The organism is Thalassobaculum litoreum DSM 18839 (assembly GCF_900102465.1).
GTDB lineage: Bacteria > Pseudomonadota > Alphaproteobacteria > Thalassobaculales > Thalassobaculaceae > Thalassobaculum > Thalassobaculum litoreum.
The window spans coordinates 90,872-105,377 of sequence record NZ_FNBW01000017.1; the positions used below are offsets into that span (position 1 = coordinate 90,872).

Genomic DNA, 14,506 nt, shown 5'->3' on the forward strand with positions numbered 1-14,506 from the left:
CCGGGAGCGGCCTCAGGCCACCGGGCCGGCGCCGGACGCGATGGAGGCCCCCGTCGCCATCAGCGCGCCGAGTGCGGTGGTCACGATGGCCTCGGAATCCAGCCCCGCATCCTTGTACTGGGCGGACTGGCTGTCGTGGTCGATGGGGCGGTCCGGCAGCACCATCGGACGCACCGCCAGCCCGGCATCCAGCAGTCCGGCATGGGCCAGGTGATGCAGCACCTGGGAGGCGAAGCCGCCGATGGCGTTCTCCTCCACCGTGATCAGCGCCGCATGCTCGCGGGCCAGGCGGGTGACCAGCTCGCCGTCGATCGGCTTGGCGAAGCGGGCGTCGGCGACGGTGGTGGAGATCCCGCGCGCCTGCAGCGCCTCGGCCGCGGCCAGCGCGTCCTGAAGACGGCCACCCAGCGAGAGGATCGCCACGGTCGTGCCCTCGCGCACCACCCTGCCCTTACCGATCTCCAGCACCGAGCCGGTGATCGGCAACTCCACGCCCACGCCCTCGCCGCGCGGATAACGCAGGGCGGAAGGGCCGTCGTCTATGGCGGCGGCGGTGGCGACCATGTGCTTCAGCTCCGCCTCGTCCGACGGCGCCATGATCACGAAATTCGGCAGACAGCCGAGATAGGTCAGGTCGAAGGCGCCGGCGTGGGTCGCCCCGTCGGCGCCGACCAGCCCGGCGCGGTCGATGGCGAAGCGCACCGGCAGGCTCTGCAGCATCACATCGTGCACGACCTGGTCGTAGCCGCGCTGCAGGAAGGTGGAGTAGATCGCGGCGAAGGGCTTCATCCCCTCGCAGGCCATGCCGGCGGCGAAGGTCACCGCATGCTGCTCGGCGATGCCCACGTCGAAGCTGCGCTCCGGAAAGCGCTCGGCGAATTTGTTCAGGCCGGTCCCGGACGGCATGGCGGCGGTCACCGCGACGATGCGGTCGTCGGCCTCGGCCGCCTGGATCAGGCTCTCGGCGAAGACGTTGGTATAGCTGGGCGCGTTTGGCTTCGGCTTGGCCTGGGCGCCGGTGACCACGTCGAACTTGGCGACGGCGTGGTACTTCTCGGCATTGGCCTCGTTGAACGGATGGCCGCGGCCCTTCTCGGTGACCACGTGCAGCAGCACCGGACCCTGCTTGCGGCCCTTCAGCTTCTTCAGGATCGGCACGAGATGGTCGAGGTTGTGGCCGTCGACCGGGCCGACATAGAAGAAGCCCATCTCCTCGAACAGGGTGCCGCCGGTCAGCATGCCGCGGGCGAATTCCTCGGCGCGCTGGGCGGCGCGCTCCAGCGGCTTGGGGAAGTGGCGGGCGACCTGCTTGCCGAGCTCGCGGAACGAGGCGAAGGAGCGCGACGAGACGATCTGGGACAGGTAGGCGCTCATCGCGCCGACCGGCGGGGCGATCGACATGTCGTTGTCGTTCAGGATCACGAGCATCCGGCTGGCCGACGCCCCGGCGTTGTTCATCGCCTCATAGGCCATGCCGGCGCTCATGGAGCCGTCGCCGATCACCGAGACCACGTCGAAATCGTCGCCCAGCAGGTCGCGGGCGGCGGCCATGCCGAGGCCCGAGGAAATGGAGGTGGAGCTGTGCGCCGCGCCGAACGGGTCGTATTCGCTTTCCGAGCGCTTGGTGAAGCCCGACAGGCCGCCCCCCTGGCGCAGGGTGCGGATGCGGTCGCGCCGGCCGGTCAGGATCTTGTGGGGATAGGCCTGGTGGCCGACATCCCAGATGACCTTATCGCGCGGCGTGTCGAACACGTGATGCAGGGCCACGGTCAGCTCGACCACGCCGAGACCGGCCCCCAGATGACCGCCGGTCACCGACACCGCCGAAATCGTCTCGGCCCGCAGCTCGTCGGCCACTTGGCGCAGGTCGGCGACGCTCAGCCCCTTCAGGTCGTCCGGCGAGGCGATGCGGTCCAGGAGCGGGGTCTCGGGCCGATTGCTCATGATAAACGCTTTCCAGTCCGTCAGTTCGTGCGGTCGACGACGTAGCGCGCGGCCTCGCGCAGCGGGTCGGCGGCCTCGTCGAACACCTCCAGAGCGTGCACCGCCTGGTCGATCAGCAGGTGGGCCTGCGCCCGTGCCCGTTCGGCTCCCAGGATAGACACGAACGTCGCCTTGCCGGCTGCGGCGTCCTGACCCACTGGCTTGCCGGTCTTCTCCGGGTCGCCCTCGACGTCCAGCAGGTCGTCGGCGATCTGGAACGCCAAACCGAACTCCTGCGCGAAGTTATGCAATGCCATATAGGAGCGATAAGAGCCTTTGCCCAGGATCGCGCCCGCCACCGAGGAGAACGCGAACATCTCGCCGGTCTTCAGGCGCTGCAGCCGGGTGATGGCGCCGATGTTCATCTCGCCGTCGCGCTCCGCCAGCAGGTCGATCATCTGGCCGCCGCACATGCCGTGGCCGCCGGCCGCCTGGGACAGCTCGCGCACCAGTTCGATGCGCACCGCGGGATCCGCATGGGTCTCCGGGGCGGCCAGCACCTCGAAGGCCAGCGCCTGCAGCGCGTCGCCGGCCAGGATCGCGGTCGCCTCGTCGAACTGCTTGTGGCAGCTCGGCCGGCCGCGCCGCGTGTCGGCATTGTCCATGGCCGGCAGGTCGTCATGGATCAGCGAATAGGTGTGCATGAACTCCACGGCCGATGCGACCCGGGCGGCACAGCGCTTGTCGACCCGGAACAGGGCGGCGGACTGCATCACCAGGAACGGCCGCAGCCGCTTGCCGCCGGCCGTGCAGGAATAGCGCATCGCCTCGAACAGCAACGCCTCGGCGTCGTCCGGCTTCGGCAGCAGCAGGTCCATGGTCTTGTCGACCGTGGCGGCGCACTCCGCCAGCAGCGTCTGCAGGTCGGCCATCGACAGCTCCCCTCAGGCGTCGAAATCGGTGGTGCCGGACGGCTGACCGCTCTCGTCGAGCTTGATCTTCTCGACCTTGAGGCGGGCCTCCTCCAGTTTCTTCTGGCAGTGCTTCTTCAGCGCCGCCCCCCGCTCATAGGCGGCGATGGCGTCGTCCAGCGAGCCTCGGCCCTGCTCCAGGGTCTCGACGATCGCTTCGAGCTCGCGCAGGGCGTCCTCGAAGCTCATGGTATCGACCGGCGCTGGAGCGGGCGCGGCGGCGGGTTTGTCGGCTTGTGTATCGGTCACGTCTGTCCTCCGGAAAGCGCGCGGAGTGTATGCAGGGTGCGGGTGCGAAACAAGGCCGGCGGACTGAGCCTCGCCCTGGACTTCGCATACCGCCCGAGGCGGCCGGTCAGCCCTTCATGAGCTGCTTCACATGGGCCGCCGCCGACACGGAGAGCGCCTGCAGGTCGTAGCCGCCCTCTAGGCACGAGACCACCTTGCCGCCGCAGACCTTCTTGGCGACCCGCATCAACTCCTTGGTCGCCCAGACGAAATCCTCGGTCTCCAGCATCAGCGAGGCCAGCGGGTCGTCGCGGTGGGCATCGAAACCGGCGGAGATGATCAGCAGCTCCGGCATGAAGGCTTCAAGCGCCGGCAGGATGCGGTCGCTCATGGTCTGCCGGAACTCCGGGCCGCCGGACATCGGTGCCAACGGCGCGTTGACGATATTGCCCTGGCCCCGCTCGGTCGCCGCACCGGTGCCCGGATACAGCGGCATCTGGTGGGTCGAGGCGTAGAGCAGGCTCGGCGTGTCCCAGAACGCCGCCTGAGTGCCGTTGCCGTGGTGGACGTCGAAATCCATCACCGCCACCCGCTTCAGCCCGTGCACCGCCTGCGCATGGCGGGCGGCGATGGCGACATTGTTGAAGAAGCAGAAGCCCATGGCCCGGTCCGGTTCGGCATGGTGGCCGGGCGGCCTTGTCGCGCAGAAGGCGTTCTTCGCCTCGCCGCCCAGCACCGCGTCGGTCGCCGCCACCGCCGCCCCGGCCCCGCGCAGCGCGGCCTCGCCGGATCCCGGCGACAGGAAGGTGTCGCCGTCGATCGCCGCCATTCCGGTCTTGGGGACCGCCTCCAGAATCGCGGCCACATAACGCTCGGGATGGACCCGGGCGATCTGCTCGACCGAGGCCATCGGCGGCTCGCGCCGGTCCAGCTTGTCGAAGTTCGGCGCCTCAAGCGCTTTCCAGATCGCCTTCAGGCGGGCCGGGTGCTCCGGGTGCATCTTGCCCGGCTCGTGATGGACGCAGGCGTCGTGGGTATAGAGAAGCGTTGTCATGGGCCGAGCCTAGCAAGCCCCCCGCTCGCGTACCAGCAGCAGCACGGGGTCTCCGGCATAGCTGACGGTAGCGATTTCCGCGTACCCCATCGACCGGACCAACCGATACGGCCGCAGAACCAGCCGCTCCGTCTCGATCACGGTCGGATGCGAAGTCATTCGCAAAAGCCCGCCCTTCGGTTGGCCGCCGGGCCGGCGCGGCGCCCGCGGATCGCTGGCCGTCAGCCGGTTAATAGTTGCGGACTCTGGTATATCTCACCCTGTAGACTTGCAAGCCCGTGACGAGCGCTACCTTATGACCGTCCAGTGACTGTGAGGACTTGCATACGATGCCCGTTCCTGCCCGTTCCGCCGCCCTGTTCCTCGGGCTTTGGGCCCTGTGCGCGGTGCTTCTGCCGACCTCGGACGCCCTGGCCCAGGGACGCGAGGCGTCGGTCACCGTCGATCCCGTCACCCGGCAGCCGCTGATCGCCACGGTAAACGTGCTCGGCCGCTTCGTCGCCCGGCAGTCCGGCGTGCTCGCCGCCCGGGTGGCCGAGCGGGTCGACGAGGTGGCGGTGCAGGTCGGCGACCAGGTGAAGCGCGGCGACGTGATCGCCCGGCTGTCGAGCGACCGGCTGGCCGCGGAACGCCTGCGCACGGAGGCCCAGGCCAAGGCGGCGGAGTCCGACATCACCGCCGAACGCGCCAATCTGGCCAAGGCGCAGCAGACCCTGGACCGGCTGAATAAGCTGCGTTCGTCCAGCGCGCACCGCCCCGACCGGGTGGAGGATGCCGAACGCGACGTGGAGGCCCATCGGGCCGCCCTGCGCGCCGCCGAGGCCGATGCCGCCGTCGCCCGCGCGCAGCTCGACCTGGCCGAGATCGCCCTGCAGGACGCCGCGATCACCGCGCCGTATGACGGGGTGGTCACGGTCAAGCACGTCTCCGCCGGCTCCTATGTCCGTCTCGGCGACCCGGTGGTCACCATGCTCAACCACGTGGAGCTGGAGATCGAGGCCGACGTGCCGGCCAACCGCACCGGCGGCCTGAAACCGGGCACGGTGGTCGAAGGCGAGCTGCAGGACGGCACCCGGCTGTTCGCCGTGGTCCGCGCCGTCGTGCCGGAGGAGAACACCCGCACCCGGACCCGGGCCGTTCGCTTCACCCCACAGGATTCCTCCCAAGTCGGCAACGCGGCGAACCAGGCAATCACCCTGGAAGTCCCGCTGGACCAGAGCCGGCAGGTGCTGACCGTCAACAAGGACGCGGTCACCGTGCAGCGCGGCGAGAACATCGTCTTCATCGTCCAGGACGGCAAGGCGGTACCCCGCTCGATCCGTCTCGGCGAGAGCGTCGGCAACCGCTTCGAGGTGCTGGACGGGCTGGAGGACGGCGACCTCGCCGTGGTCCGCGGCAACGAGGTGCTGCGCCCCGGCCAGGCGGTGTCCGTGGGCCAGGGTCAGGGCTGAGGCGAGAGCGGGGGGACAGCGCCGTGAACATCATCCGCGCCTCGATCGAACGGCCGATCGCCATCATCTCCGCCGTGCTGATGGTGGTGATGTTCGGCATCGTCGCCCTGATCAACATTCCGATCCAGCTCGCCCCCGACGTGAACCGGCCGGTGATCACGGTGGAGACCGAGTGGTTCGGCGCCGCCCCGGCCGAGGTCGAGCGCGAGATCGTCAACCGCCAGGAGGACGAGCTGCGCGGCCTGGAAGGGCTGGAGGAGATGATCGGCACGGCCGAGACCGGCCGGGGCCGCATCGAGCTGGAGTTCCAGGTCGCCACCGACATGGACCGTGCCCTGCTGCTGGTCGCCAACCGGCTGGACCGGGTCGGCGACTATCCCGCCGAGGTCGACCAGCCGACGCTCAGCACCGCCGGGGCCGAGGACAACGCCATCGCCTGGCTGACCCTGCGCCGGGTGGCGGGCAACGACCGGCCGATCCACACCTTCGGCGACTTCGCCGAGGACGTGATCAAGACCCGCATCGAGCGGGTGCCCGGCGTCAGCCGCGTCGACGTCTATGGCGGCGCCGAGCGCGAGATGCAGCTCATCGTCGACCCGGAGCGCCTCGCCCATAACCGCATCACCATCGGCCAGGTGGTCCAGGGTCTGCGCGCCGCCAACGCGTCCATCTCCGCCGGCGCGGTGGAGGAAGGCAAGCGCCGCTACACCGTGCGCACCGAAGGCGATTTCGAGAGCGTCCAGTCGGTGCGCGACGTGGTGCTGCGCTCCACCGTCGATCCGGTGACCGGCCGGGTCGCCCGGCTGACCGTGGCCGATATCGGCGCCGTCGTCTTCGACTACAAGGAACCGGTCGCCCGGATCCGCTATTTCGGCGAGCCCGGCATGGCCATGCCCATTCGCCGCGAGACCGGCGCCAACGTGATCGAGACCATGGCCGGCGTCGACGCCGCCCTGGCGGAGCTGTCGGCCTACGACCTGCCGGCCGAGGGGCTCTACATCAACAAGGTCTATGACGAGACCACCTACATCACCTCGGCCATCAGTCTGGTGCAGCAGAACATCTGGGTCGGCGGCGTGCTGGCGGCGGTGGTGCTGATGACCTTCCTGCGCTCGGGATCGGCGACGCTGGTGGTGTCGCTGGCCATTCCGGTCTCCGTGGTCGGGTCCTTCGTCGCCATGGCCGCGCTGGGACGGTCGATCAACGTGATCTCGCTGGCCGGCCTCGCCTTCGCGGTGGGCATGGTGGTGGATGCCGCCATCGTCGTGCTGGAGAACATCTTCCGGCTGCGCCAGAACGGCCGCAGCGCCAAGGACGCCGCCTATCTCGGCGCCTCCCAGGTCTGGGGCGCGGTGCTGGTCTCGGCCCTGACCACGGTGATGGTGTTCATCCCGATCCTGGTCATGCAGTTGGAAGTCGGACAGCTGTTCCGCGACATCGCCGTCGCCATCTCGGTCTCGGTCCTGCTGTCGCTGCTGGTCTCGGTCACCGTGGTCCCGGCCCTGGCCAGCCGCCTGCTCGGCCCCGGGGTGGAGAAGGCGCAGAGCCGGCGGGTGCCGGGCATCGACCACTTCGCCCGGGCCTTCCATCGCGGCGTGATGGGCATCACCCGCAGCGCGGTGCGCTCGCGCAGCTTCGCCGCCGCCATGATTCTCGCCCTGACGGCCGTCTGTTCGATCTCGACCTATATCTTCCTGCCGAAGCTCGACTACCTGCCGAACGGCAACCGCAACCTGGTGATCGGCCGGCTGTCGCCGCCGCCGGGCTACAACCTGGACACCCAGACCGCCATCGCCGGCCAGTTGGAGAACGCCACCCGGCCGATCTGGGACGAGAATGCGGAGCGGCTGCAGACCGAGGACGGCACGCCGACCCTGTCGCGCTTCTTCTTCGTCGCCTTCCGCGCCAACACCATCATCGGTGCCGCCGCGGCCGACGACAGCCGGGTGGCGGAGCTGATCCCGGTGCTCAGTGCCCCGGTGCGCTCGGTGCCCGGGACCCGCTCCTTCTTCTTCCAGACCTCGCTGTTCGGCCGCGGTGTCGGCGGCTCGGGGGCAGTCGATCTGGATATCTCCGGCGGCGACATGAACGAGATCGTCGAGGTGGCCCAGCGGATCGACCGGGCGATCAACGACGTCCTGCCACGCAGCGAGGGCACGCAGATCCGCCCGCTGCCCAGCCTGACCCTCGGCGCGCCGGAGGTGCGGCTGCTGCCCGACCGCATGAAACTGGCCGATAACGGCATCTCCGCCCTGGAACTCGGCCAGACCGTCGATGCCTTCAACGACGGGCTGCGGGTGGCGGAGATCACCGTCGACGGCGAGCGGGTCGACCTGACCCTGCGCGGCCCGGTCAAGAACGTCACCCAGACCCAGGGGATCGAGGCCCTGCCCGTGGTCACCGAACAGGGCATGATCCTGCCCGCCAGTTCCCTGGCCACAGTGGCGGTCACAACCGGCCCGACCGAGATCCGCCACCGCGAACGCCTGCGCACCATCACCTTGGTGGTGCAGCCGCCCGCCTCCATCGCGCTGGAGGAGAGCATGGACATCCTGCGCGACCAGGTGATCGCCAAGGTGGTCGCCGAGGGCGTGCCCGCCGGCGTGACCATGCGGCTGTCCGGCACCGCCAGCAAGCTGCAGGAGACCTGGGCGGAGATGCAGATCGACCTGGTGATGGCGCTGGCCATCGTCTACCTGGTCATGGCGATCCTGTTCGAGAGCTTCCTGTACCCGATCATCATCGTGTTCTCGGTGCCGCTGGCGACCGCCGGCGGCATGCTCGGGCTCGGGGTGCTGAATGCCTTCACCCCGCAGAAGCTCGACATGCTCACCCTGCTCGGCTTCGTGATCCTGATCGGCATCGTGGTGAACAACGCGATCCTGCTGGTGCACCAGACCCTGCACCACCTGCGCGACGAGGGCATGGCACCGGGAGCGGCGATCCTGGAGGCGACCAGCAACCGTATCCGGCCGATCTTCATGTCCACCCTGACCAGCGTGCTCGGCATGCTGCCGCTTGTGGTGTTCCCGGGCGCGGGGTCGGAGCTGTACCGCGGCCTCGGCTCGGTGGTGGTCGGGGGCCTCGCCCTGTCGGCCGTGCTGACCCTGGGGCTGATCCCGCCGATGCTGTCGCTGTTCATGGCGGCGATCGAGGGCCGGGAGGCGAAGAGCCCGGCGCCGGACGTGCCGGCGACGGTCACGGGGGCCTCCGGCGGCCCGGATCCCAAGGGCGCTCCGGCCGAATAGGCGGACGGAACGGACCGCAAGAGCTTCCCCGCCGAGCATGCTTCTTCACAGAGCAAACGATGTGTTAACGTTTGCCCTGCACGGTGGGGGAGACATTCGCGCAATGAGACCGCAAGGGATTGGGGCATCCCGATGACGCCGCAACAATTCGTCATGATCCTTCAGGAGCACGAATCCTGGCTGACCAAGGGTCGCGGAGGCGTGCGCGCAAATCTGGCCCGGCAGAACCTGACCGGCTTCTCGCTGGAGGGGGCGCGGCTGCGCGGCGCCAAGATGTCAGGCTGCGACCTGACCCGCGCCATCCTGCAACGCACGGACCTGTCGGAGTCCGACCTGTTCTGCGCGGTGCTGGACGGCGTCGACGCCAAGGGCTGCAACCTGGAGAACGCCGATCTGCGCGGCGCCAATATCCGCAACGTGAACCTGACCGGGGCCAACCTGCGCGGCGCCGACTTCCGCGGCGGCACGCTGATGTTCGGCACCGAGGACGAGGACGGCGAGCGCGACAGCCCGACCAAGAACGAGCGTGGCGCCAACCTTTCGAACTCGGCCATGGCCAACGCCAACCTGGCCGGCGCCACCCTGTCCGGCGCGAACCTGTCCGGCGTCAATCTGCGCAACGCCAATCTGGAAGGCGCGGACATGAAGGGGTGCATCCTCAGCGACACCGACTTCACCGGCGCCAACCTGCAGGACGTCCAGCTCCAGGGCGCGGTGATCAACAACACGGTGTTCAAGCACGCCAACCTGTCGGGCGCGAACATCGACGGCTGCGACATGGCCACCGCGAACCTGACCGGCGCGAACATGGTGCGCAGCGAGGACACCCTGCCCTCCGACATCCGCGACATGCTGAACAACCACTATGTGTGGATTCGCGAGGACGGCCGGCTCGGCGATCGGGCGGTGCTGGTCGGCACCGATCTCAGCCATATCGACCTGTCCGGCGTGAACCTGTCGGGGGCGGATCTGCACACCTCGATCCTGTCCGGCGCCAACCTGTCGGAGACCCTGCTGGTGATGTCCGACCTGGCCAAGTGCAACCTGGAGGGCGCGGACCTGACCAAGGCGGTGCTGGAGGGGGTGAACCTCTCCAATGCCAGCCTGGTCGGCGCCAATCTGCATAAGGCGAACGTCTCGCCGGTGAACCTGAAGGACAGCAAGGGCCGCCCGACCGGCCGGCTCTGGCCGGCCAACCTGTCGGGCGCCAAGCTCAACGGCGCGGATCTGCGGGGGGCGGATCTGCGCGGGGCGAACCTGTCCCACTGCGACCTCACCGGCGCGCAGCTGAAGGGGGCGAACCTGACCGGCGCGAACCTGACCGACACGGTCGTCGATCCGGAGCAGTTGGAAACAGCGCTGAACACCGAAGCGGCTGCCGTCTGATCCGGTTCCAGTTGTCGTGAGGCGCTTAACACACTATCCTTGGGGTCTACAGATAGGAGGCACATCATGCGCACCCTCATCGTTGCCCTCGCAGTGACTTTCGGCCTGTCCATGCTCGGCGCCACCGGCGCTTCCGCCTGCGGCTGGTCGTCGAAATCAGCGTCAAGCAAGTCGACCGGCCAGACGGTCATGGCGCCACAGACGCCGACGACCGCACCCTCCTCGGACGGTTGATCGACGGCGAACACGGCGGGCAGAGCTCACGACTTTGCCGGCGACCCCAGATGTTGCGGGCTACTGTTTCCGCACCGACGCGACGTTTGGTCGAAAGATTGAACGTCGCGTCGAGTTTTTAACGCATTGTCTTGGTCGGTCCATCGACGCCCAAACACCAGATCGGATTGACCTTCAACTATGATGACCACAGTGGCCGAGCCTAACGCATCGTTTCTTCATACGGTCAGCAACCAACTTCTGGAACTGGTGAGCCGTGTCGAAGACGACGTTGCGCTATATGCCGATTCCCGGGTCGGACCGACCGGCGGCGGGTTCGTGATCTATTACCTGACGGACGAGAACGGCGAGCCGCTCAAGGACGTCACGGTGGCTGATCTCGGAAGCAGCCTGGCAGACATCGTCGAGACCAGAGGATTTCAACAGTTGCAGGAACACTGCGAGATGCGGAACCTGAAGGTCCGCATAGACGAGCATTTCTATGCTTCCGATCCGCGGCCGACGAAGATCTACCGCGTGATCATCGACGGCTGGCAGATGGGGTCTCCCATATGACCCCGGAGCAGATACTCAAGATGATCGAGAGCCACGAACGGTGGCTCCAGCGCAAGTCGGGCGGGCAGAGAGCGGACCTGTCCGGCTGCAACCTCTCCGAATTCAACCTGACGGCCGCCATGCTGCAGTCGGCGAAGCTGTCCGGCGCCTACATGGCGCGCACCATCCTGGTGGGGGCGGACCTGTCCTATGCCGACATGTTCTGCGCCAACCTGGACGGTGCGGATCTGGCCAAGTCGATGCTGATGCGGGCCGACCTGCGCGGCGCCTTCATGCGCGGCGCCAACCTGGCCGGCGCCAACCTGAAGGAAGCCGACCTGCGCGGCGGTGCGCTGATCAGCGGCAATCCGGCGGCGCCGGCGACCATCATCCGCGCCAATATCGGCCAGTCCGAGCTGGACGAGGCCGAGCTGAACGGCGCCAACCTGTCCGGCACCGACCTGTCGCATTCCAGCATGGTCGGGGCGACGCTCGAGAAGACGCTGCTGTGCGGCGCCAACCTGTCGGGCGTCAATCTGGAGAACGCCAACCTGTCGGGCGCCGACCTGTCCGGCGCGAACCTGTCGGATGCCAAGATCGTCGGCGCCAACCTGTCCGGAGCCAACCTCTCCGGCGCGCTGATCCACCGCACGCTGCTGCGCAATTCCGACCTGCACGGCGCCATTCTGGAGAATGTGGATCTCTCCTCGGCCGATCTTGCCGGCGCCAATCTGGTGAATTCCGACGGCCGCGGCCTGTCCCGCTCCATGCGCGACATCCTGCGCGACCACGCGGTGTGGATCCGCGAACAGGGCCGCGGCGGCTCGCGGGCGCAACTGGCCAAGACCGATCTGTCGGGCATCGACATCTCGGACGTGAACCTGTCCGGCGCCGACCTGCGCGAGGCGCAGATGGCCGGCTCGACCATGCGCCGGACCAGCCTGGTGATGTCCGACCTGAGCGGAGTCAACCTGAGCGGCGCCGACCTGCGCGACGCCGAACTGGCCGGGATCAACCTGTCCGGCGCCGACCTGACCGGCACCCGGGCGGCCGGGGCGAACTTCTCCGAGGTCGAGCTGAAATCCGCCGACGGCACGCCGACCGGCCGGATGTGGGTGTCGAACCTGTCCGGCGCGGTCTTCGTCGATGCCGACCTGACCGGGGCGAAGCTGACCGGCGCCAACCTGCGCGGCGCGAATTTTCAGGGCGCCCGTCTGAGCCGGGCACATCTGCGCGGCGCCGAACTGGACGGCGCGATCCTGACCGACGAACAGATCGCCGAGCTCGCCTCCAAGCCGTAGGCGGGCGGGCCGGCGGCTACCAGCCGTTCACCCGCTCCCAGAATGCCACCACCGGCTGGTTCGGCCCCCGCTCGAGCCCGTCGACCACCGCGTAGCGGTCGTACATCGCCGCCGTCATGCAGACATGATTCGGCAGCACGTGAACGCGGCTGCCGATCGGCAGCACCGCCGGGTCGGCCCCGGCCCCACCGATCCGCCCGTGCTCCTGATGCACCGCCTCCACCGTCAGCCCCGGCAGCGGCCGGCCGAAGGCGTCGGTCAGCAGGCCGAAATCGCAGTCGCGCGGCAGCGCCTGGGTGGAGCGGTCCTTGGACAGGGCCAACGCGCCGGCATCGATGATCGCCGTCCCCTGCTCCGGGCGCAGGTTGGTGATGCTGGCCATCACCGTGACGGCGATGTCCTCCAACCCGCAGCAGCCGACGCCGGACTGGAACAGGTCCATGAACATGTAGACGCCGGGGCGCATCTCGGTGACGCCGTCCAGCGACCTGGCGAACAGCGCGCCCGGGGTCGAGCCGACGCTGACCACAGGGCAGGCATGCCCCGCCTGACGCAGGCGCTCGGCGGCCAGAACCGCGCCGGCCCGCTCCTGCTCGGCGATCTCGGCCACCGCCTCGGGCGTGCGGCAGCCATAGGTATGGCCGCCATGGGCGAGGATGCCGCGCAGCTCCTGGCCGCCCTCGGCGACGATCGCGGCGATCTCCAGCAGCTCGGGTGCATGGGCGTCGATGCCGGCCCGGTGCTCGCCCACATCGACCTCGATCATCACCGCGAAGGTCACGCCCCGCGCCTTGCCGGCGGCGACGATCTCGCCGGCGATGACCGCGTTGTCGGTAATCACCGTCAGATCGACGCCACGTGCCAGCAGATCGGCCGCCTGACCGAGCCGCGACGGCGAGATGCCGACCGCCAGGGTGATGTCGGAGAAGCCGTTCTCGGCGAAATACTGCGCCTCGCGCATGGTGGAGACGGTGATCGGCCCGACCTCGCCACCCAGGGCCAGACGTGCGACCTCGGCCGATTTCGCCGTCTTGCAGTGCGGACGAAGGCGCACACCCAGGGTCTCCGCCCGCTTCAGCATGCGGGTCAGGTTGCGGTCCATCTTGCTGCGGTCCAGCACCAGACAGGGGGTCGGCAGGTCGCCGAGGCTCGGCGCGATATCGCTCACGGTGGTCTCCTCGCTTAGATGCGTCCGGACGCTCAGGCGACCCGGTGCAGCAGCTCGCGCCCGTCACGCAGGCGGTTGATGTTCTCGCTCGCCACCGCAAGGCTGCGCTCCAGCGTGCCCAGGGTGAAGAACGCCACATGCGGCGCCAGCACCACATTGTCCAGCTTGAACAGCGGATTGTTGGCCGGCGACGGCTCCTCGGCGAAGACGTCGAGCCCCGCCCCCATGATCCGGCCGGTGGACAGGGCGGCGGCCAGCGCCTCTTCGTCGACCAGGGGTCCGCGCGCCGTGTTCACCAGGATCGCGCCCGGCTTCATCTGCGAGATGGCGCCGCGGTCGAGCCAGTGACGGGTCTCGTCCACCAGCGGGATGTGCAGCGAGATGATGTCGGATTCCGCCAGCAGGGTCGGCTTGTCGACCCATTCCGGCATGGCGGGGTCCGGCGTGCCGCGCTTGGTGAAGATCACCCGCGCGCCCATCGCCTTCAGCACCGGCGTCAGAAGCTGCGGCACCGAGCCGTTGCCGACCAGGCCGACCGTCTTGCCGGCGACCTCGCCCAGGGTGTCCTGCATCGCCGGCGGCCAGCCCCAGCCGTCGCCGCGCGCGGTGCGGGTATGGAACACCGGCAGGCGGCGCAGGCAGGCCAGGATCAGCAGCAGGGTCATCTCCGACACCGCCTGGCTGTTGGTGCCGGGCATGTTGCAGACGGCGATGCCGCGCGCCTTGGCCGACTCCAGGTCGATGGTGTTAACCCCGACGCCGATCTTCTGCACCAGCTTCAGCTTGGGTGCCGCCGCCATGTGCTCGTCCTTCACCGGCTCCAGGTTGTGCAGCAGCACGTCGGTATCGGCCACCTGTTCCAGGAAGCCCTCGTGGTCCCGCTCGGAGCAGATCGCCACCTTCAGGCCCTCCTCCTGCGCCATCCGGTTCAGCCGGTCACGCAGCCAGGGGCCGACGTCGTAGTGATACAGAACCTTCATGCCGCCACCTTCATGCCAACCGTCGTCC

At 68.6% G+C, this 14,506-nt stretch carries 12 protein-coding genes; 6 read left to right on the forward strand and 6 right to left on the reverse strand.

Annotated elements, in window-relative coordinates; all coding sequences use genetic code 11:
• Positions 1-12 precede the first annotated feature (12 nt).
• The 4 genes from dxs to BLS34_RS21900 all read right to left on the reverse strand — a co-directional run bounded on the left by dxs (position 13) and on the right by BLS34_RS21900 (position 4,176).
• The gene (gene dxs / locus BLS34_RS21885) at positions 13-1,944 is read right to left on the reverse strand and encodes a 1-deoxy-D-xylulose-5-phosphate synthase (RefSeq protein WP_093153855.1); all 1,932 of its coding nucleotides are present in this window, start codon (positions 1,942-1,944) and stop codon (positions 13-15) included.
• Positions 1,945-1,964: 20 nt separating this feature from the next.
• The gene (locus tag BLS34_RS21890) at positions 1,965-2,855 is read right to left on the reverse strand and encodes a polyprenyl synthetase family protein (protein ID WP_093153859.1); all 891 of its coding nucleotides are present in this window, start codon (positions 2,853-2,855) and stop codon (positions 1,965-1,967) included.
• Between the two features lie 12 nt (positions 2,856-2,867).
• Complete coding sequence (locus BLS34_RS21895) at positions 2,868-3,143, reverse strand: exodeoxyribonuclease VII small subunit (RefSeq protein ID WP_281169140.1); 276 nt, start codon at positions 3,141-3,143, stop codon at positions 2,868-2,870.
• 106 nt (positions 3,144-3,249) lie between these two features.
• Positions 3,250-4,176 (reverse strand): histone deacetylase family protein, encoded by a 927-nt coding sequence (locus tag BLS34_RS21900; RefSeq protein WP_028792584.1) that lies wholly within the window; start codon positions 4,174-4,176, stop codon positions 3,250-3,252.
• Positions 4,177-4,505: 329 nt separating this feature from the next.
• Between BLS34_RS21900 and BLS34_RS21905 the strand changes: the two genes are divergently transcribed.
• From BLS34_RS21905 to BLS34_RS21925, 6 genes are all read left to right on the forward strand, one after another.
• Positions 4,506-5,627 carry an efflux RND transporter periplasmic adaptor subunit gene (locus BLS34_RS21905; RefSeq protein WP_093153861.1) on the forward strand — a complete coding sequence of 374 codons (1,122 nt, stop codon included), beginning with the start codon at positions 4,506-4,508 and terminating at the stop codon, positions 5,625-5,627.
• Between the two features lie 23 nt (positions 5,628-5,650).
• Positions 5,651-8,875 carry an efflux RND transporter permease subunit gene (locus BLS34_RS21910; RefSeq protein ID WP_093153864.1) on the forward strand — a complete coding sequence of 1,075 codons (3,225 nt, stop codon included), beginning with the start codon at positions 5,651-5,653 and terminating at the stop codon, positions 8,873-8,875.
• A 132-nt stretch (positions 8,876-9,007) separates the two neighbouring features.
• Entirely contained in the window at positions 9,008-10,261 is a 1,254-nt protein-coding gene (locus tag BLS34_RS21915) for a pentapeptide repeat-containing protein (RefSeq protein WP_038012983.1), read from the forward strand.
• A 66-nt stretch (positions 10,262-10,327) separates the two neighbouring features.
• Complete coding sequence (locus BLS34_RS26055) at positions 10,328-10,495, forward strand: hypothetical protein (RefSeq protein ID WP_156907153.1); 168 nt, start codon at positions 10,328-10,330, stop codon at positions 10,493-10,495.
• Positions 10,496-10,678: 183 nt separating this feature from the next.
• Positions 10,679-11,050: a hypothetical protein gene (locus BLS34_RS21920; RefSeq protein WP_139189423.1), complete on the forward strand. Its 372-nt coding sequence runs from the start codon at positions 10,679-10,681 to the stop codon at positions 11,048-11,050.
• Positions 11,047-12,330 (forward strand): pentapeptide repeat-containing protein, encoded by a 1,284-nt coding sequence (locus BLS34_RS21925; protein ID WP_028792587.1) that lies wholly within the window; start codon positions 11,047-11,049, stop codon positions 12,328-12,330. Before BLS34_RS21920 ends, BLS34_RS21925 begins: the two co-directional genes overlap by 4 nt.
• Positions 12,331-12,346: 16 nt before the next feature.
• Here BLS34_RS21925 and BLS34_RS21930 read toward each other — a convergent pair whose 3' ends face one another.
• Both BLS34_RS21930 and BLS34_RS21935 read right to left on the reverse strand, forming a co-directional pair.
• Entirely contained in the window at positions 12,347-13,498 is a 1,152-nt protein-coding gene (locus BLS34_RS21930) for an alanine racemase (protein WP_215906189.1), read from the reverse strand.
• A 32-nt stretch (positions 13,499-13,530) separates the two neighbouring features.
• On the reverse strand, positions 13,531-14,478 hold the full coding sequence (locus tag BLS34_RS21935) for a 2-hydroxyacid dehydrogenase (protein ID WP_093153869.1): 948 nt from the start codon (positions 14,476-14,478) through the stop codon (positions 13,531-13,533).
• Positions 14,479-14,506 lie beyond the last annotated feature (28 nt).